The organism is Paenibacillus sp. UNC451MF, assembly GCF_000686845.1.
Taxonomy (GTDB): domain Bacteria; phylum Bacillota; class Bacilli; order Paenibacillales; family NBRC-103111; genus Paenibacillus_S.
Genome location: NZ_KK366025.1, coordinates 41,395 through 60,345 on the forward strand (window position 1 = coordinate 41,395; position 18,951 = coordinate 60,345).

At 49.5% G+C, this 18,951-nt stretch carries 21 protein-coding genes; all 21 read right to left on the bottom strand.

Features of this window, described 5'->3' with window-relative positions; translation table 11 throughout:
• Positions 1 to 632, bottom strand: a 632-nt coding sequence (locus BP97_RS38290; RefSeq protein WP_051621146.1) for a peptidoglycan-binding domain-containing protein, incomplete at its 3' end; no start/stop codon positions are given.
• Positions 633 to 806: 174 nt separating this feature from the next.
• A complete protein-coding gene (gene rbsK, locus BP97_RS0132680) occupies positions 807 to 1,727 on the bottom strand; it encodes a ribokinase (RefSeq protein ID WP_028552834.1) in 921 nt (306 codons plus the stop codon).
• Positions 1,728 to 1,942: 215 nt separating this feature from the next.
• Positions 1,943 to 3,505 (bottom strand): amino acid permease, encoded by a 1,563-nt coding sequence (locus BP97_RS0132685; protein WP_028552835.1) that lies wholly within the window; start codon positions 3,503 to 3,505, stop codon positions 1,943 to 1,945.
• Between the two features lie 58 nt (positions 3,506 to 3,563).
• Positions 3,564 to 3,692, bottom strand: coding sequence for a hypothetical protein (locus tag BP97_RS41520; protein ID WP_269321940.1), 129 nt, complete (start codon positions 3,690 to 3,692; stop codon positions 3,564 to 3,566).
• Positions 3,693 to 3,741: 49 nt separating this feature from the next.
• Positions 3,742 to 4,668 (bottom strand): ethanolamine ammonia-lyase subunit EutC, encoded by a 927-nt coding sequence (gene eutC / locus BP97_RS0132695; protein ID WP_156043485.1) that lies wholly within the window; start codon positions 4,666 to 4,668, stop codon positions 3,742 to 3,744.
• A gap of 34 nt (positions 4,669 to 4,702) precedes the next feature.
• Complete coding sequence (locus BP97_RS0132700) at positions 4,703 to 6,064, bottom strand: ethanolamine ammonia-lyase subunit EutB (RefSeq protein ID WP_028552837.1); 1,362 nt, start codon at positions 6,062 to 6,064, stop codon at positions 4,703 to 4,705.
• 5 nt (positions 6,065 to 6,069) lie between these two features.
• Entirely contained in the window at positions 6,070 to 7,560 is a 1,491-nt protein-coding gene (locus BP97_RS0132705; RefSeq protein ID WP_036747033.1) for an ethanolamine ammonia-lyase reactivating factor EutA, read from the bottom strand.
• Positions 7,561 to 7,564: 4 nt separating this feature from the next.
• Positions 7,565 to 8,164, bottom strand: coding sequence for an ANTAR domain-containing response regulator (locus BP97_RS0132710; protein WP_028552839.1), 600 nt, complete (start codon positions 8,162 to 8,164; stop codon positions 7,565 to 7,567).
• 17 nt (positions 8,165 to 8,181) lie between these two features.
• Entirely contained in the window at positions 8,182 to 9,612 is a 1,431-nt protein-coding gene (locus tag BP97_RS0132715) for a sensor histidine kinase (RefSeq protein WP_028552840.1), read from the bottom strand.
• 99 nt (positions 9,613 to 9,711) lie between these two features.
• Entirely contained in the window at positions 9,712 to 10,164 is a 453-nt protein-coding gene (locus BP97_RS0132720) for a EutP/PduV family microcompartment system protein (RefSeq protein WP_028552841.1), read from the bottom strand.
• A gap of 4 nt (positions 10,165 to 10,168) precedes the next feature.
• Positions 10,169 to 10,510 carry an ethanolamine utilization microcompartment protein EutS gene (gene eutS / locus BP97_RS0132725; protein WP_028552842.1) on the bottom strand — a complete coding sequence of 114 codons (342 nt, stop codon included), beginning with the start codon at positions 10,508 to 10,510 and terminating at the stop codon, positions 10,169 to 10,171.
• A gap of 12 nt (positions 10,511 to 10,522) precedes the next feature.
• On the bottom strand, positions 10,523 to 10,801 hold the full coding sequence (locus tag BP97_RS0132730) for a EutN/CcmL family microcompartment protein (RefSeq protein ID WP_028552843.1): 279 nt from the start codon (positions 10,799 to 10,801) through the stop codon (positions 10,523 to 10,525).
• Between the two features lie 18 nt (positions 10,802 to 10,819).
• A complete protein-coding gene (locus BP97_RS0132735) occupies positions 10,820 to 11,695 on the bottom strand; it encodes a hypothetical protein (RefSeq protein ID WP_028552844.1) in 876 nt (291 codons plus the stop codon).
• Positions 11,692 to 12,477: a phosphate propanoyltransferase gene (pduL, locus tag BP97_RS0132740; RefSeq protein WP_028552845.1), complete on the bottom strand. Its 786-nt coding sequence runs from the start codon at positions 12,475 to 12,477 to the stop codon at positions 11,692 to 11,694. The genes BP97_RS0132735 and pduL overlap by 4 nt, the downstream gene beginning before the upstream one ends.
• 5 nt (positions 12,478 to 12,482) lie before the next feature.
• Complete coding sequence (gene eutM, locus BP97_RS0132745; protein WP_028552846.1) at positions 12,483 to 12,770, bottom strand: ethanolamine utilization microcompartment protein EutM; 288 nt, start codon at positions 12,768 to 12,770, stop codon at positions 12,483 to 12,485.
• Between the two features lie 60 nt (positions 12,771 to 12,830).
• The gene (locus BP97_RS0132750) at positions 12,831 to 14,327 is read right to left on the bottom strand and encodes an acetaldehyde dehydrogenase (acetylating) (protein ID WP_036747038.1); all 1,497 of its coding nucleotides are present in this window, start codon (positions 14,325 to 14,327) and stop codon (positions 12,831 to 12,833) included.
• Positions 14,328 to 14,351: 24 nt separating this feature from the next.
• Positions 14,352 to 14,681 carry a BMC domain-containing protein gene (locus BP97_RS38295; RefSeq protein WP_036747040.1) on the bottom strand — a complete coding sequence of 110 codons (330 nt, stop codon included), beginning with the start codon at positions 14,679 to 14,681 and terminating at the stop codon, positions 14,352 to 14,354.
• A 17-nt stretch (positions 14,682 to 14,698) separates the two neighbouring features.
• On the bottom strand, positions 14,699 to 15,373 hold the full coding sequence (gene eutL / locus BP97_RS0132760) for an ethanolamine utilization microcompartment protein EutL (protein ID WP_036747042.1): 675 nt from the start codon (positions 15,371 to 15,373) through the stop codon (positions 14,699 to 14,701).
• 263 nt (positions 15,374 to 15,636) lie between these two features.
• Positions 15,637 to 16,998, bottom strand: a complete 1,362-nt coding sequence (locus BP97_RS0132770; protein WP_028552849.1) for an MmgE/PrpD family protein — start codon at positions 16,996 to 16,998, stop codon at positions 15,637 to 15,639.
• Positions 16,995 to 18,152, bottom strand: a complete 1,158-nt coding sequence (locus BP97_RS0132775; protein WP_051621148.1) for an amidohydrolase — start codon at positions 18,150 to 18,152, stop codon at positions 16,995 to 16,997. Before BP97_RS0132775 ends, BP97_RS0132770 begins: the two co-directional genes overlap by 4 nt.
• Positions 18,153 to 18,209: 57 nt before the next feature.
• Positions 18,210 to 18,941, bottom strand: a complete 732-nt coding sequence (locus tag BP97_RS0132780; protein ID WP_028552851.1) for an amino acid ABC transporter ATP-binding protein — start codon at positions 18,939 to 18,941, stop codon at positions 18,210 to 18,212.
• Positions 18,942 to 18,951: the final 10 nt, after the last annotated feature.

Consider the following 18,951-nt stretch of genomic DNA (forward strand, 5'->3'; position numbering starts at 1 on the left):
TGTCCTTGGCCTCCGCCTTGTCCTTGGCCTCCGCCTTGTCCCTTACCTCCGCCTGGTCCATGGCCAGCACCTGGCCCTTGGCCTTCTCCGGCTCCTTGGCCAACACCTGGTCCCTTACCTCCGCCAGGCCCATGGCCAACACCTGGTCCTTTACCCTCACCTGGTCCTTTACCCTCGCCTGGTCCATGGCCAGCACCTGGCCCTTTACCCTCGCCTGGTCCATGGCCAGCACCCGGTCCTTTACCCTCACCAGGTCCATGACCACCTTTGCCCTTGCCACCTTCAGGTCCTTGCTGCTGTGGCAGGTTCTTCAGCTTACTATAAGAATAAGTAATGGACTCTAGCGTCCGATCATCCACTGATCCTGTTACAGGTAGCCCATGCTTTTTCTGAAAATACTTTACCCCTTGAACTGTCGCTTCATTGTAGTAACCGTTGATTTCTCCTGAATAACTACCGAGGGACTTCAGCATTCCCTGGATAACAAATACTTCGGGTCCCGATGCGTCTTTACCTACAGCCAATATTGTACTAGGAACCCACATTAGAAGCATGATAGCTAGCAGAGCAACACCTACGTATCTCCCTGCGCTTTTGCCAATTGAAGCGATTTTCCACAATAATTCCTTCACGAAACAGGCACCTTCCTTTTGCTTATATGTTTTAATTTTCAGCGTCTTTACTATGCCATTTTCTCGTGAATATTATGATGGGCTTAACACTATAAAATTACAGCCAGTTATATAGGCAACTGCTGTTACCAGCAATAAAAACGGACCTGCATAAGCAGCTCCGTTTTGTGTATCCTATGAAAGATTATTAAGAAAATTTTCTATTTCTTCACGAGAAGGAATCGATGCTTGCGCCCCAGCCCGAGAAACAGCAATAGCTGAAGCGGCAGATGCGAACTGGAGACTGTCCTCCAAGCTTCGTCCATCCAAGTATGAAGCCATAAAGCTACCTATGAAAGTATCCCCGGCTGCCGTCGTATCAACTGCCTTCACCCGGTACGCTGGTTGATTCACCATCATACCTTCACGATTCGCATAAATGCAACCCTTCTCCCCTAGTGTCAAAAGCACAGCTGTAGCTCCCTGCTCAATGATAGCATCGATGGCTTGTTTATAGGACTCATCCTGTTCTACAGGGACACCAGTCAACTGCTCCGCTTCGCTTTCATTCACAACGACGAGATCAATTAAGGTCCATACATCTTTAGGAACGGGTGCTACTGGGGCAGGATTGTAGCAGATAAACACACCACGTTGACGAGCTTCCTTCATGGCCTGCACCGTTGTTTCCCACGGAATTTCGTTTTGTAATAGCATTCCTCTCACACCCTCAAGCGCTTGCGAGGCTTCAATCAGGTCATTAGCCGTGAATTGGCCGTTTGCCCCTTCTGATAAAATGATATGATTCTCAGCCCCATCATCGACATTGATATATGCGATTCCAGAACCGGTAGACTTTTTCAATACATAATTCGTATGTACACCCTTAGCTTCCAGTGATTCAATAAGCTTCGGTCCGTATGCATCCTCCCCAACAGCTCCAGCCAATGTCACATCCGCACCCGCCATAGCGGCTGCAACCGCTTGATTCGCCCCTTTACCACCAGGAAAATACGCCGTGCTCAGACCTTTCACCGTCTCCCCTGGAACAGGCAGCTTTGTAACATGAGTCACAATATCCATATTAATGCTTCCTACAACTAACAGCTTTGTCATAACAACCTCCAAGTAATTCTAAAAATGCACCTCAAAAGAAGTCCTACTTATTAGGACATATCACATCTTATTGTACCATCAGAAGAAGCCATGACAAAAGAGAGCATCTTCAAAGCCTATAAGCTTGAAAAAAGAACAGCCTTCCGACTGTTCAGATTGTCAAGAAACCTGTTTCTTAACAGACCCAACAGACTTCCGGCTGCTCTTCAACCTTATCATGCTTTATGAGATATTCCCGAACCAGTGGAAGAACCGCTATCAAGTTCCTTTTCCCGACGAAGAATCTCGTCCATGGACGTATTCAGCGCAGCTTGAGGACCAGGGAAATGATTTTTGTAATATGCGAAATCCATAATAATAAGAACAACCAGCATGGCCGCCAAAGCATAACCCGCTGTCTCATTTGGAGGAATGACCATCATAATGCAAATAAACACAATCCATATAAGCGCAACGATAGAGATGGCATCACTGTATTTTCCGAGATTCCATGGTCCGAGATGTTTCTCCTGGAATCTCCCGCTTGCCTTGGCTCTTAGCTTCAACCAAATGGGAATACCGTACGCTACATATAAGCCCACAACGCTGACAGCCGTAAGGAATGCTATGGTCGTATATTTGGCATCAGGATTAACAAGCTTAATGATATAATCTACAAAAGCAAGAAGGAATGAGAGCACGATGGCAAGCCAAATGGCTTTTGCCGGGGTACGAAACTTTTTGGAAATTTGTGCCCACTGCCTACTGAACGGCATGCCCTTGTCCCGGGAAAAAGCGTACATCATTCGAGAGAACGAAGTGATAGAAGAAAGACCGCAGAACCACATCGCGGCTGTAACCAGCCAAAGAACGACAGAACCGAACGTACCGCCAAGCGCCTGACTGATGACGTAAATAAAGGCATTTTCAGAGCCGGCCGCTGCTCCGGCATCCTTGATCGAGAGTGTAACGAAAGCCAGCATGAGGAAACCGATAACGAAAGAGTAAGCAACTGAGGTAAAAATTCCCCAAGGCGCACGAACGCGAGGATTAATCGTCTCTTCAATGGTATGTGCGGAAGCATCATAGCCCGTAAACGTCCACTGCGCCTGGAGAAGCCCTATTAAGAATGCGAACATGTACGGTTTATCAGAGAACGTTTCGCCAACTTTAAACAAGTAGTCTACTCCGTTCAATCCCCCTTTGGTGAAAAAAGCTAGGGAAACGACCAGCACTGCAACTATGATGATATGGTACCATGCGGAGAAATCATTTAATTTTGCTACAATACGTATCCCCATGTGATTAAGAATGCCGTGGGTCAGAAGGATAACCGTAAATGCGATCAGAACGGATGTGTTATCTGACGTATAGCCGAATACACTGCCCAGCAGCGGGTCTGCGAACAAGGCGACCGAATAATCAATCCCCGCAACGATCCCAATTTGCCCAATCAGATTAATCCAGGCGGTATACCAGCCCCAGCGTTTGTTTTTAAGAATAGCAGCCCAGTGGTACAATGCCCCTGCCGTAGGAATTGCCGATGCCAGCTCAGCCATTGCTGCAGCCACGAACATAACGAACAGTGCAACAATCGGCCAACCAAAGCCCATCATGCCTGCTCCGCCGTAAGTCAATCCATGTCCGTATAATGAAACGGCACCTGTAAGAATGGAAATAATGGAGAATGAAATGGCAAAGTTAGAAAAACCACCCATACTGCGAAGAAGCTCCTGTGCGTAACCGAACTTGTTCAAATCTTGTTTGTCCTTATCGTGATGATGAGATTGTGCACTCATGGATTCAACCTCCTCCAAAGGATAACGAGCCATAGTTACTTCCAGTTAACGAGAGAGATCACTTTCCTAAGAAGCTCTCGTGTTCACTTTCCTTGTAATTGCGGATACTGTTGTTAGCAATGCGGACGACGCTCAGTGCAAACAAGCATGTAACTAATATAATAACAATCCCTATAAAAGTGGACATGTGGGTCACCTCCTTAAAGTAGATTGTATGTAAAACCAGCATTTTAAGCCTATAGCTCCATGTTGACGCCGCTGGCCTGCTGCTCAAGCATTTTTTTCAGCAAAGTTCCGATATGTGCTCCCGCTTCAACGGGCGGTGTTCCGCCACGATGAATATTGGATATGACAGTTCTCTCACTCTCCACAGTCCCTTTGCGCGGTCGATAGCACATGTAGGCACTCATTGATTTGGACGAAACAAGACCTGGCCTTTCTCCTATCAACAGTACTAGCACTTCCGGCTGCAAAAGTTCTCCGATATGGTCCATCACCGCGACTCTTCCGCCCCGGACGAAGAAAGGCGTGCCTGCGCTCAATCCGTAAGAGGCAATGGAATCAAGCAAGGAAGGATATACATCCGGTAGGTTGGCATCAATAGCATTTGCGCTTAAGCCATCCGAGATAACGACTTGTACCTGAGGGTTCATTTTACATTTGGTACGAATGAGATTTACCCCCTGAGGAATAATAACTCGCCCCCTGTCCGGCCTTTTCAAATAGTTATCCGTATTTTCATAATGCGTCTCAACCTGAAACAAACCGAATGACTCCAGCAGTAACGGGCTAACTTCGCCATAGATGGAGTCTACGGCTGCTGCATGATCGCATCGGAATTTTAGCATTTCTTTAGTTAATGGCCTTGTACCCGTACGCCAAACACCGAGTCTAGAGGGGGTGCTGGACAACAGCTCTCCAATTCCCTCTTTCCACCTGGGTTGAGGAATATGGGATCCGACTACTTCATCATCAGCACGACCGGCAAACCCCGTCACTTCGGTGTCTACAGGTTCCTTCGTGTCAGGTCTGCCGTTCAGCGTGTCATCCCTACTAGAAGCAAGGCCATCTCTTGGGGGAGCTATCTCTTCCAGAAGCTTCCTTTTCTCTAGCTGGGCCATGACCTGATCGACCAACTGTTCCAACGGAATCGTTCGGTTCATCGCACTGCTCCTTCCTCCTGACTTGTTACCTCTACTACATGAAAATCGTCGGGTCACCTGCTATCGAAGTCAGTTTGCCATTTTCCATAATCCCCATTCGCTCCAGCCATCGCTCAAACTCAGGAGCTGGCCGAAGCCCCAACATCTCTCGTAGTGTCGCGATATCATGATAGCTGGTTGATTGATAATTCAGCATGCAGTCGTCAGCCATCGGAACGCCAATAATGTAATTGACGCCTGCAGCAGCCAGCAGTACAGCCAAATTATCCATATCATTCTGATCGGCCTTCATATGATTCGTGTAGCACACATCGACTCCCATCGGCAGCTGCTGAAGCTTGCCCATGAAATGATCTTCCAGTCCGGCGCGAATCACCTGCTTGGCATCATACAAGTATTCAGGTCCTATAAACCCGACAACCGTATTCACAATAAACGGTTTATATCTCCGAGCCAAGCCATAGCAGCGGGATTCAAGTGTCACTTGATCGATCCCATGATGCGCCTCTGCAGACAGCTCTGAGCCTTGGCCCGTTTCAAAATACCACAGATTCGGTCCCGTGCCCGTACCTTCTCTTCGAATCAGCTCGTCGGCCTCATCCAGCAGCTCGATATGGATGCCGAAAGCTTTATTACCATCCTCGGAGCCTGCCAAGCTTTGGAATACCAGATCCGCAGGCGCTCCTTGGCGAATCGCTCTCATCTGCGTTTTGACATGGGCAAGCACACAGTTTTGTGTTGGGATCTGCCACTTCCCCATGACCTCTTTGGTCTCAAGCAATATATCCTTCACACTCTCCGCCGTGTCGATGACGGGATTAATCCCCAGAACCGCATCGCCAATTCCATAGCTTAAAGCTTCAAACAAGGAGGCTTTGATTCCCTGGATATTGTCTGTCGGATGATTCGGCTGTGCGCGCCCTGCAAGTACACCCTTCTGGCCAATGGTGATGTTGCAATGACTGGTCACCTCCATCTTCGAGGCTGCTTGAATCAAATCTAGATTGCTCATCAGCTTTGCGGCTGCTGCAACCATTTCACTCGTTAGCCCCCTGCTGATACGGTGGATTTCGCTGTTGCCCGTTTCCTGCCGCAGCAAATATTCACGAAGCTCCGCTATAGTCCAGCCTCGTATCTCAGCAAAAATCTTCTCATTCACAGCCTCTTCAATAACCCTGGACACCTCATCGGTTTCAGGAGGAAGCAGCGGATGGTTACGAATGTCAGCAAGCGTCAGATCCGACAATACCAGCTTGGCTGCCATTCTCTCTTTGGCATCCTGAGCGGCGATTCCGGCCAGCTGGTCGCCTGACTTCTCTTCGTTCGCCTTAGCGAACACTTCCTTCAAATCTTTAAATTGAAATACAGAACCTTGCAAACCAACCTTCAGCCTCAAAGCCTCTACCTCCTGTTCCCGCCGTGAAATGCTAAAGTTTTGACCACCACCGGGATCATAATGCCTCCAATCGGCTCCCCCAGATCGATATAATCGCCATGCTCTACCCTAATTTGGTCAATGCAAATGACCTTAGGCCAATCACCGCATCGCCGGGCAATGGATTGCCCCAAAGCTTTGGCGACATCATTGACACAGATGACAATGATCACACCGCTCGCGGGAAAAAACCTTCTATAGCCTTCAACGATCAGTGTTGATATGTTCTGTAGTGATGCATAGCTCCAGTGCTTCAGAGCAGGAAGAGCAAATGCGACCGAAGCATTTATCGCTTCCTCCCTTTCATACAAGCTCGAAGAAATACGCATCACTTGAACAACAGCTCGTTCCAGAAGCTCGGGTCGCTCTACGACATCTTCTGTTAGATCAATCTTCATCACAGGCATGTTGCGTATCGGCAGCAGCGACGCGTCCAAATGAACAGTGGCTCCGCTGATTTCCGTACTCTGCATTCCTGCTCCAATGACAGTCGCCCTCACCGTTTCTTCAGCTTGAATCATCTGTAGCGCTGCGATATCCATCCAATCTTGAAGCGCGTGCGCAAGCAGCGGTCCGATATCACCATGGATCGCAATCTGATCCATCGTCGTTGGCTTAGGCTGAGTCATCAGCTTGCCGATGCCCCCTGAGATCATCCATTCTTCAATGGCCGGAACGTCTCCTAACGGGTGACCCAGCAACAGCCTGCTCGCCGTCCCCTCCAGACTGCCATCCATCGAGTGACATAACATATGAAGCATATCCCGGCACATGGCCGTACATATTTGCTGCAACTGCTCATAGCTCACGGTTTGACCCGCTTTCAGCTTATAGCCTTTGCCTTCTAACCATGGCCGCAATGAATCGGAGATAGCTGTGATGGTCCCTAGATTATTGACTTGAATTAATCTGCCGCCGATATGAAAGGTCACTGTTCCAGCCAGCTTGCCTCTATGAAAAACCGCCGTATTGGCCGTGCCGCCTCCGATATCGATATTAGCGACCGCTCCGCGGATTTGCATGGAGCGCCTTTCCGCACCGGCTCCTTTCCCTGCTAATAACCCTTCAAGATCTGCTCCTGCCGTAGCTACGACAAAATCACCTGAACGCTCTGCAAGCAAATGGACGATTTGTCTTGCATTCGCTTTATTGGCCGTTTCTCCAGTGATGATGACGGCACCCGATTTCAGCTCGTTCGGTTGTACTTCAGCACGCGCATAATCTGCTACAAGCAGCTCCCCGATCCGTTCAGCATCGACCTCATCGGCATTTTTCAAGGGAGTACTGTATATAGGGCTTGCATATAACAGCTCTCTCTCCACAATGTCATATCTGGGAAGACTCAGAGATCCCGAGGTTCGCGCGAGTCTTAAACGGCTGATGATCATTTTGGTTGTACTGGTTCCGATATCAATTCCTACACTGGTGATCCACGGGTCATCTTTACGGCTATCCATGATTTCACCCATTTCTTGCCGTCATAAAGCCTGCCTCTGGACCGTCAGCCAGCAGCTGCTCTGCCAGCTTGCCCAAAGTTATCCGCGACGCCATGCTAGCCTCACGCAATCTGCGGTAAGCTTCTTCCTCTTCTAGTGCATAAGCCTTCATAAGCATCCCTTTTACCTTTTCAATGCGTTTGCGGTCTTCAAGCGATTGCTTTAATTCCTCGAGGTCCTTCTTCAAACCGTCAATTCTCTCCTTCTGACTCAAAGCAATCTCGACTGCAGGAATCAAGTCCTCCTCGGAGACAGGCTTCACAAGATAGGCAGCAACTCCTGCGCTTCTTGCATCCTTCACGAGCTCCTTCTGACTGTAAGCGGTTAGCAGCAGCACGGATGTATCCTGCATTCTTCGGATAATCTGGGTGGCCTTAATCCCGTTCATCACCGGCATTTTCACATCCATGATGACAAGATCCGGCTTCAGTCTGGCAACGAGCGCTACAGCCTCTTCCCCGTTCTTCGCCTCCCCCGCTACTGTGTAGCCTTCTTCCTCCAGCATTTCACGGATATCCATACGAATAATCGGATCATCATCTACAACGACAATGGAGTTTTTCATAGCTGCAGCCCCCTCAACTATGGTTTGGATAGCGGAAATGTGAGCAGAACCTCCGTCCCCTTCTCGTCCGACGTGATATTAAGAATGCCTCCAAGATTTTCATTAACCAGAGTCTCTGTAATTTTCAAACCCAGATGACCTTTCGGATGGATCTGCCTCTGCGAATCAATACCAACTCCGTTATCAGCCACTCTTACACTCACAATCTGACCGTTTCGATGAAGAGCTATATCAATCTCGCCGCTTTCCCTGTCTACGAACGCATGAATCACACAGTTTTGTACCAGCTCATTCACAACAAGTGCAAGCGTCGTTGCCATATCCGATGGCAGCGTCAGCTCATCACCACATAGCTGGACACGAATGGTCTGATCAGGCTTGGCTGTTGAAGAGACAATATTTTTGGCGATCCGGTCCACCACATCGATGAATCGAATCGTATCCAAGCCGTCAAATGCAAGCATCTCATGAATAATCGCGATACTATTAATGCGATTCATGCTGTCCCGGTATACGGTCTTCACCTCATCAAGCTTGGTTCTGCGCATTTGTAAACGCAGTAAGCTGGATACCGTCTGAAGATTGTTCTTTACTCGATGATGAATCTCCTTAATGACGGCGGATTTGATCATCAGCTGCTTATCCTTTTCTTTCAAATCGGATACATCCCGAATAAGCATCAGCCCTCCGACAACTCGCTGTTCCTTGTAGATAGATACCGCCTTAAGTTCAAATGCTGTCGTGCCGATTTGAATATCCTCATGATATATCCCGCTGTGACCGATCACGGATTGTTTCTCCAAACGATCATAAAACAGCTCGACCAGCGTCCGACCTTGAATCATGCCGGTATGACCGATGTCCTGAAGCATCGCCGCTGCCCGTGGGTTAGTATAGGTTACGCGTTCTGTTTCATCAAAAAGCACGATGCCTTCATGCATCAAAAGGGGCATACTGCCTTCCGACATTGCCACCTTCAGCAATGTCTCGCTCAGCTGTTCCGTTGTTTCCATCAGCTGCTCCACATGCTTTTCTTGCTCAAGCTTCTTGGAAATGTCCTGCTCCATGATCAGGGCGCCTATTACTGTTCCACTTCCGTTCACACGGATCGGCACGACATGCTGCTGCATCGCAATATGCTCCTGCGAGATCCCACGAGAGCCGATAACAGGCTGGCCCGACAGCAGACAAAACATAACGGCAGGCTCATTGTGAGCATAGGCGAGCTGACCGACAACGGACGTTTTGTACAACGACGGTGCCGTTACAGGGTGCGCTTGGGCAATGACCAGCGCCGTGCCTGTATCGGGCAAAGGGCAATCGATGAACACATCCGATTGCGACACATCAGCGATCAGCTGCAAATGTCGAGCCAAATCTTCAATAACTGCAGCTTCCTCCTTGGATAATAGGGTGCGTTCCATACACATTGTCATGATTGATATCATCGGGTATCCCTCGCCGCCTTCAGAATGTTTTCCAATGATTTCATTGTCACACAATAGACACACTTTAGGAAGCCATCCCTTAGAAAACTTGCTAAAATCCTATTGGTTACTTCCCGGATATACAATGGGGAGCAATCTGTTCCTTAATTCTTCAATCCCTATTCCGTTGGCGGAGGAAGTCATTAAGATATCTCCTCCAGGTAAAGATTGCCGTAGGAGGTCTACCGCCTTATCGGTGTTGGCATCCGGGTGGTCAATTTTTGTAACAGCCCCTAAAGCCGGTATGGGAAATCCCCCTGCAAAACCTGGAGGAAAATAATTTCTCGTTCTTGTCGCATCATGAACCAGTAGTATCGCACCTGCTTGATGTGACGTAGCCATCAATGAGCGGTAATACATCGGATTCTCACTGTATTCACCCGGGGTATCAATAATCCATTCTCGATAAACAAGGCTCTGCGTTTTGGCTGCCGGAAGCTTTTCGCCGAAAAGCGCTTTAACCAAGGTTGACTTTCCTGCTCCGACGGCTCCGATGATCATCACTTTTTTCATCTCATCAAGACCTCGTTAGCGGAGCAATGGAAAATTGCAGCTTTTCGTGCAAAAAGCTGTTCACAGCCTCGATGGCCATCTCCACCGCAGACACATCACCTACGATAACAAGTGAGCCCGTAAAGCGGTCCAAGTAACCGATATCCACATTGGCTGCTTTCGTTGCTATATCTGCTGCTATGATAGCCGTTTCTGTTGGTGTCAAAGTCAATATGCCCAGCGCATTCGCATTTTCAATACCAAGCTTCGTATATAGCACTTGATCCGGGTTTGCAATTACATGAGCCAGCGTGAGCTGCTTGCCCGGCACGTATTCCTGAATGACTCGCTGCTTTGGCTGCTCCATGTCCACTCTCCTTTACTCGGCATCGTCCGTCACCTCGAAGCTATCCACGATCCCGACAATCATGGCGTCAATGGGTACCATTTTGCCGCTGAATAGCACTCTTGCGGGGCTGCCCCGCGATACGATAACTTTCTCTCCGACGCCTGCTCCAATCCGATCTGCGGCAATAACCGTCTGCCCGGATTCCCCATACTTAAAGTCAATCGGCTGAACCACCATCAGCTTCAAGTTGTCCATACCTTCTTCCTTCTGTGTTGCCCATACGCTGCCTATCACCTTCCCCAGAAACAAGCGTCTCCCTCCTTAGCCCTAAACCTGATCTGCATAATGCAGCGTTACGCCATTTGCCTTCAATAGATCCTTGGCCAATGGGGACACGAGGGTCCGTTTGCCAATCATGATACTCGTGAAAGTCCGAGTCCTTACCTGTTGTTGAACCCAATCCGCACTAATTAATCGTCCTTCAAAAGCGATCATCTCGCTTGTACTAATCTGATCTTCATCTTCCTGCTGATGCTGAGTGAAGCTTTCCTCCAGCACAGGAGGATGCGCTTCGCGAGCTTTCGCCTTCGTGGTAAGTATCGAGCATTTACCCACCACTCGCTCGGCGAGCTGCTTTTGCGGAGCAAACTCCACTCCAAGCGTTTGCAGGTCTTTTTTGTAGCGCTCGAATAAGAGCTGATAGGGCTCAGACATTGACAATAGTTGCAACGTCCGGCGGTCCGCCCTCTTAATTCCAGGGACATCATCCCCGATGAGGACAAACTTATTCAGCAGCAGGGCGGATAGAATCAGCTCCGATTTGACCGTTCCTTTCAGCCCAGCAGCCGCCCTCCCCGCATTATCCAGGTCAATTTCAGGAATGACAATACCCTCATAATCGAGCGGTACCTCGATGGGGGCCGGAGCGAACTCGTCGGCAGCAATGATTAAACCTGGACCTCCACATTCAATTTTATGCAGTCCAAGCCAAGATGAAGTCTCTCCATCCAGAAATAATAAATCGTGGCAAATGCCATGGTTGGCAAGCAGGATAAAGTGGTCCGTAAACGCTTCATGAGCCGTACTGTCGCAAAAGACATACAGCACCTTGGGAGACTTGACTGCTTCCTCGGGTATCGTGAGCAGGATCTCCCGGATGATCGACTCGACTGTTGATTTCCATTCCGATCGTATCTCTCTCACCCCCTTATGGTGTGTGTGAATTGCCCATTACAGCCAATAACTCTTACATAGTCCTTGGTACGCAGCTGTGCAGCGTTGGCTTCGTCCGTGTCCAAATGAAGCTCGAGTGAATACTGCCCATGAATACGAACTACCACATCGGCAAACAAGAGAGGGCGGTCTCCCGTTGATTGGAGGATGAGCCGGTCACCCTGCTCAACCTGAAATTGTTTGGCATCGTCCACCGACATGTGAACGTGATTTTTGGCTACGATGAGGCCTTCAGACAGCATCACCATCTGCTTTGGCCCAATTAGGGCGATCCCAGGAGTATCCTGCAAGTGACCCGAAAGCCTCACAGGAGGATGAATTCCGAGCAGATATCCATCCGTCCGGGATATTTCAACCTGCGATGCACCACGCGATGGCCCCAGAACGCGGACCTGTGGCAATACTCCTTTGGGGCCAGCCAACGTAACCGTTTCGCGTGCGGCAAATTGTCCTGTCTGAGAAAGCTCCTTGAATGGTGTCAATCGGTATCCATCCCCGAACAACAGCTCGACATGCTCCTCTGACAAGTGAACATGGCGATTCGATACACCAACGGGGATGCGAAGTTCCTCAGCCGATCCGTTGTGTAGAAGGGATGTTTCCGCCTTCGTTTTCCTTAGAAGGGAGATCCCTCTGCTTTTCAAAAAATCTGAAGCGGCTGGTGTTAGCTTATCCTCTTCGTTTACGGGAAACGGATTCGGTATGCCTTTGACCAGCTGGGCACGAAGACAGGATTCCGTTATGAGCGCCATAGTCTTTATCCTTCAAGCTTAGGCAGGATGAATTCAATATCCGTATGAGGACGCGGAATGACGTGAACTGAAACAAGCTCTCCGATCTTTTCAGCAGCAGCTGCGCCTGCATCCGTCGCCGCCTTCACGGCGCCTACATCTCCACGAACCATAACCGTTACGAGTCCTCCACCAACATGCACCTTCCCGATCAGCTTCACGTTAGCCGCCTTCACCATAGCATCAGCCGCTTCGATAGATCCGACCAGCCCCTTCGTTTCTACCATTCCTAGTGCTGCCATTTCTCCTGCCATATGATTGCCTCCTAGAATTTTTTAGTTGTCATTTCTCTTGCTTCTACCTTACTTTAAGAGTTAATGAAGCTGCATCTCGGCGAGTACACTTTTGACCAATTGCATCACCTCTTCACGCGAAATGCCCAGCTTAGTTCGAGCTTGAACGGATTCAACCGCTCGATCTATTGTCAAAGCTGTATCAGCCTCAGACGGTACCGAGGGAGGCATCTCGCGGATTCCAAAAGCTAGCCGCTTAATATTCAACAAGTGCTGCGGACCGATATTGTCCGATGTAATATTATTGCCGAACGATCCGCAACCAAGCGTCAAGGACGGCATGATGCCCGTCGTTGCCCCAATGCCTCCGAATGTAGTACCAGCATTGACTACGATTCGGGAAGCCGGCTTCTCTAACCCAAACGCTTCAATAACTGTATCGTCCTCACAATGGATGCCTAACGTATGACCCAATCCGCCGAGCTCCAGCAGCTCGATACATCGACGACAGCCTTCTCTCCAATCACTCACTGTATAGAGAGCCAGCAGTGGACTAAGCTTTTCCATCGAGAAGGGATGTGCGGGACCGACTGCCGTTTCTTCGGCAATCAACACCCGTGCTTCCGTCGGAATGGAGATACCTACCATGCCGGCAATGACCGAAGGCGATCTGCCGACAACCTTAGGGTTCAAGCCTTTACCAATCATCAAAATCGATTCGATATTTTGTTTATCCTGCTCATTCAGAAAATAGGCTCCCTGCTGTTTCAGTTCTTGAATCAACTGAGGTTTAATCGCCTGATCCACGACCAATGCTTGCTCGGATGCACAGATTGTTCCGTAGTCGAACGTTTTGCTTTGCAGTATTTGCCTTACGGCCTTAGAAATATCGGCACTCGAGTGAATGTATACCGGAACATTGCCTGGCCCCACGCCATAAGCGGGCTTTCCAGAGCTATACGCTGCCTTAACCATCGCTGTACCACCCGTAGCGAGGATGACATCCGTCAATTTATGCTTCATAAGTTCAGCGCTAGCTTCCAGTGTTGGTTGTGTAAGACAATGAATTATGCCAGCAGGTGCCCCAGCGTCCTGTGCCGCTTGCTGCATTAGCCTTGCCGCCTCCCGAGAGCAGCGGAGCGCTGATGGATGTGGACTGATGACAATCGCATTGCGCGACTTGATGGAGATCATACATTTGAAAAGTACCGTAGAGGTTGGATTCGTCGAGGGAATGATGGCGGCGACGATGCCGACCGGCTGAGCGATTTCCCACACTTTGAGCTGCTCGTCTTTTCTGATGATTCCAACCGTTGGCATATCCTTGATCGCCTCATAGACATCGGCGGCCACAAAGCGATTTTTGGCTGCTTTATCCGCCGGATTCCCAAATCCGGTTTCCTCAACGGCAAGCATTCCGAGCCGCTCCGCTTCCTTCTCCGCCACCTGGGCCATAGCTTCTACGATAGCGTCGATCTGCTGCTGAGACATAGTCTCCAGCTGCTTCTGAGCCGTCTTGGCTTCTTGAAGATAATTGCGCACCTCCTGAATGGATTGTAGATCCGGGTCAAGCTTCATGCCATGCTCCCCTTTCATCTATCCTTAAGCTTCCCGTCCTTCACTCTTCTTCTCGTCCGATTGCAGCCTTGCCAGCATGGCAGCAACAGTTCCATCCGGTCGAGGAATGACGTGAGCGGACAAAAGTTGTCCCACTCTTCGCGCTTCCGCTTCTCCTGCTTCCACTGCCGCCTTAACAGAGGCCACATCCCCCCATATGTACACCGTAACGATTCCAGCATCTGCCTTCTCGTATGCAGCGACTCGGACATCCGCTGTTTTGGCCGCCGCGTCCGCCGCCGCTATTAGAGCAGGAACTCCTAACGTTTCGATCATTCCTAATGCCATTGTGTTAAAGCTTGTCGGTAGGCTCATGCTCATTCACCCGCTTCTCAACCATATTTGACCGGCACACGCGCAACTTGCAAAACCGCCTCTGCAAAAGCCTCTGCCGCAGCCTTACATGCAGATTGTGTACCCGTAAGCAAACCGCCTGCAAAATTTGTTTCCGTAGGAGGGCCATAAAACTGGCACATCGTGACATCCGCCGCCTTCAGAGCCGCATCCAAACCATACACGGCTTCCAAAGGAGGTGCGATCAAATAGGCAAGTGGCTCGCCCTCCCTTATTCCTGCTGTTTTCGATAAATAAGAACCGGTTCTGGAAACCACATGAGCGTAATATGCATGTGTTCCCTCATCGTTGAGGGAATAAAAGCAAGCTGAATCTTCCATCATAGCAATCGCAGCATCCAGACCGCTCTTTACTTCCGCTGGCGTCTCTCCGCCGAGCATTCCGATAAATTCTCCCGACAAGGGTCCTGATGCATGGCCAGAGCCGGCATAGAAGGACTTGGCGTAGACGACCTCGACCGCCGCTTTCTTAGTAGCTTCATCAATAGCCGTATATCCTACGTCATCAATACTTGACGTGAGAAGGCCGATGCTGCGAATGTGCGGCTTTAATTCCAGCTTTGAAGCCAACCCTCTGTCAACATTAGGGATGATTCTGACTGCAAGCGGGACGGCTCGAATTGGTTGTTGTCTCACTCCTCCACACCTCTTCATCATGAATTGTTCACGAGCTAGTGCCGAAAAAAACAAAAAGATGCCCGGGATCGAAGAGGACGACTGCTGTCGTATCTCTTGTTCACCCAAGGCACCGTTGCCTTAGAAGCTATTCTTTTTTGCTAATATCTTGATTGTAATCCTGATACCCTATTTTTGCAAGCGTTATCATCGCTGTTATATCACGTTTTTTTCGAAACTTCCAGGCTGCTGCTTTTGCTACATCATATGCCCGCATAGAAGCATTTATTCTGTCTAAGTCCCTAGAGCTGATGGAGAAGTGTCTGCATATCCATTTCTGATCGAAGATTAAGAATCGTCTTCAATAGAGTGGTCGCATGTCCGGGAGCATAGGATAGCGAAGCCTCCAGCTTCTGCTTCAGATCTTCCAGTGACAATGCATTGCCTGGCGCTCCTCTTGGGCAGTCTACACGCTCAGAATAGCTTTCACCATTTTTAACTGCGATCTTAACAATAGTGAATCGCCCCTTTGGAACAGCATTTGGAGCAGGTTCAATCGTATCGTCATAGCTTCTTTGAATGCGAGGAAGCAATTCCAACACGCGCTTGGGAATAGGAGCGTTTGTAAAACTGTCAACCGATAGTGGAAGTCCCAATATTGCCGCTGCCGTCACATACTCCACACTAAACCTTCCTTGCTCGCCTGTGCGAGGATTTCTTTCGATCAAAGCGGCATCTCCGCCAGTTGGAAACACAATATCGATTTGTTCGATATCCTTCGGATCAAAGCTATGCTGTTCCGCCAGTCTTACGGCAGCATCTGCCGCATGATGAGCTGCAGAGCAGAACGGATAAATTTTAAACCATAAGCCGGGTTCAACGATTTTCCAAGACTGCCCCCAATCCTCCAGCAGCGTCTGTTCAGCAAGCTCCAGATTGCCATACACACCGAAAAAGCCGTTCTTGCCATCTAAGGCGGTACGCGTTCCTCCAAAATCAACCTCCGTCAAACTCACAGCTAGCAGTGCAGCTTGCGCCGCCATGCCGGCGTGAAGAGGCTTTGCTTCCGTACCGAATTGGTTGCGAAGTCCACTCGACTGCGTCGCGGCAAAACCAATAGTCTTCTCAAGCTGCTCTTGTGTGAAGCTCTTTAAATAAGCAACTGCAACTGCAGCAGCAATGACTCCTAAAGTGTAAGTATTATGCCAGCCTTTCAAATAGTGCTCGGAGCCGATGGATTTACCGAATCTCGCCATCGTCTCCACACCGAGGATGTAGGATGCCAGCAGCCTTTCGCCTCCCACCGCGACGCTAGTGGCAGCTGCAGAAATAAGAGCAGGAAGAATGACTGTGCTTGGATGCCCTCGGACATCGGAATGAACATCGTCATAATCGAGAGCATGTCCAATAAACCCGTTCAACAGCGCCGCTTGGCGGGAGCCAGCCTTTCGGTCCTGTCCGACAACGGGAACGACAGCATGTCCTCCTTCCGAGTCAATGATACTCAATAGCTTGGCGATCCCTGTGTCTTGTCTCCCTGCAAACGATGAAGCCAAGTAATCGATCAATCCCATGCGTGCAGCAAACATCGCCTTTTCGTCCGATTCCGGACGGGATTGAAGTATCCGCTCAGCCAATGATTTGGTTAGCTTATTTTCGCTCATGTCCACTCCTCCAACACTTTAATTGCTAAATGGGCAAAATAGTTCGCACTCACTGTCAGCGCCTCCTCATTCAACGTGAATGCAGGGTGATGCCATTCTTCAGTCCCGCTCGTCCCCATCCACACGAAATAACCGGGCACTCGCTCCTGATAGACGGAGAAGTCTTCTCCACCCAAGGTCTGCTCAGCCTCCACGACCTTATAGCCTAGCTCGGTTGCAGCCTGAGACACGATCCCCGTAAATTTCGCATCATTATTCACCATCGGAATATAGGGAAACCAGCGAAAATCAATTCGGGCTCCATAGGCCGCTGCGACTCCCTCAGCCATCCGTTTCATCAATTGAGGTATGGCCTCGCGCGCTTCCTGCTGAAATGTTCTGACCGTACCTTCCAGAGTTACTTTATCCGGAATGACATTCCACGCCGTCCCTCCTTGAATCCGGCATACACTGACTACCGCATTGTGGAGCGAGCTGATATTCCGGCTAATGACCGATTGCAAGCCACTCACGATCAAACTTGCTGTAACTATAGGGTCAATGCTGTTATTAGGGATACCGGCATGTCCTCCGACGCCAATGACATCGATTTCGAAACGATCCACACTAGCCATCAAAGGTCCTTGACGAACCCCAATCGTTCCTACCGGGTGATTGGGTCGATTGTGCATGCCAAATACGGCTTCGACACCGTCCAGTGCACCTGCGGCAACTACCTCTTTCGCTCCAGCTGCCACTTCTTCCCCCGGTTGAAAAATAAACCGAACCGTCCCTTTCAAATCCTTCCGGCGTTTCTTAAGCACGACGGCCGCTCCAATCATGGAGGCTGTATGGAAATCATGACCGCAGGCATGCATTTTTCCGTCTGTTTTCGAAGCGAATGGCAAGCCTGTCTGCTCTTTTATTGGAAGAGCGTCGATATCTGCCCTCAAGGCGATAGTAGGACCTGCTTGATCCCCTACAATTTCTGCAATGACCCCGACTTGTAAGCCTGGGTAATCGACAACAGGAATACCCGCTTCTTCCAGCCAGCTGCGTATACGCTTCGTTGTTTCAAACTCCTCCATGGACAGCTCGGGATGCTCATGCAGCTCACGGCGCATTTGAACCAATCTATTTTGCAATGCGGATATGCTATTATCTGAAATGTTCATCATTATTCCCCTTTACTCCAAGATAGCCAAAAGCGGGCTTCCAATGGAAGCCCGTCTTTAACCGATTTGCTGCAGGAACCGTTTGGTTCGAGCATTTTGCGTATTTTCAAATAACTGCTCCGGCGTACCTTGCTCTACAATATGACCATCAGCCATGAAGATTACTTTATCTGCTACCTCACGTGCAAAAGCCATCTCGTGGGTGACAATCACCATGGTCGTTTGCCTCTCGGCAATCCCTTTAATAACCTGAAGCACCTCGGATACCAGCTCAGGGTCCAAAGCCGAGGTCGGTTCGTCCAGCAATATGGCATGAGGATTCACAGCTAATGCTCTGGCGATACCGATACGCTGCTGCTGGCCGCCGGATAAAGTAATCGGGTAGCTGTCTGCCTTACTTGCCAGACCCACCTGCTCCAGTAAAGCTTCCCCGATTTTTTTAGCTTCAGCAGCCTTCATCTTCTTCGTCACGATCAACGACTCCGTTATATTTTGAAGAGCCGTTTTGTTTTTAAACAGATTATAGTTTTGGAACACCATCGCCGTTTGCTGGCGAAGCAAATGGGCTTCCTTGCGGGAATAGCTTTTTGCATTTAGGGTCGCCTCGCCAATCTGGATCACTCCGTCATCCGGAGTTTCCAGCAGATTGAGACAGCGCAGCAGCGTAGACTTCCCTGAACCAGACGGCCCGATAATAGCAACCACTTCACCGCGGTTAACTTCGATATCGATTCCGTCAAGGACGACGAGATCTTTAAATTTTTTGCGCAAATTTGTTACTTTAATCATCGGGCCCCTC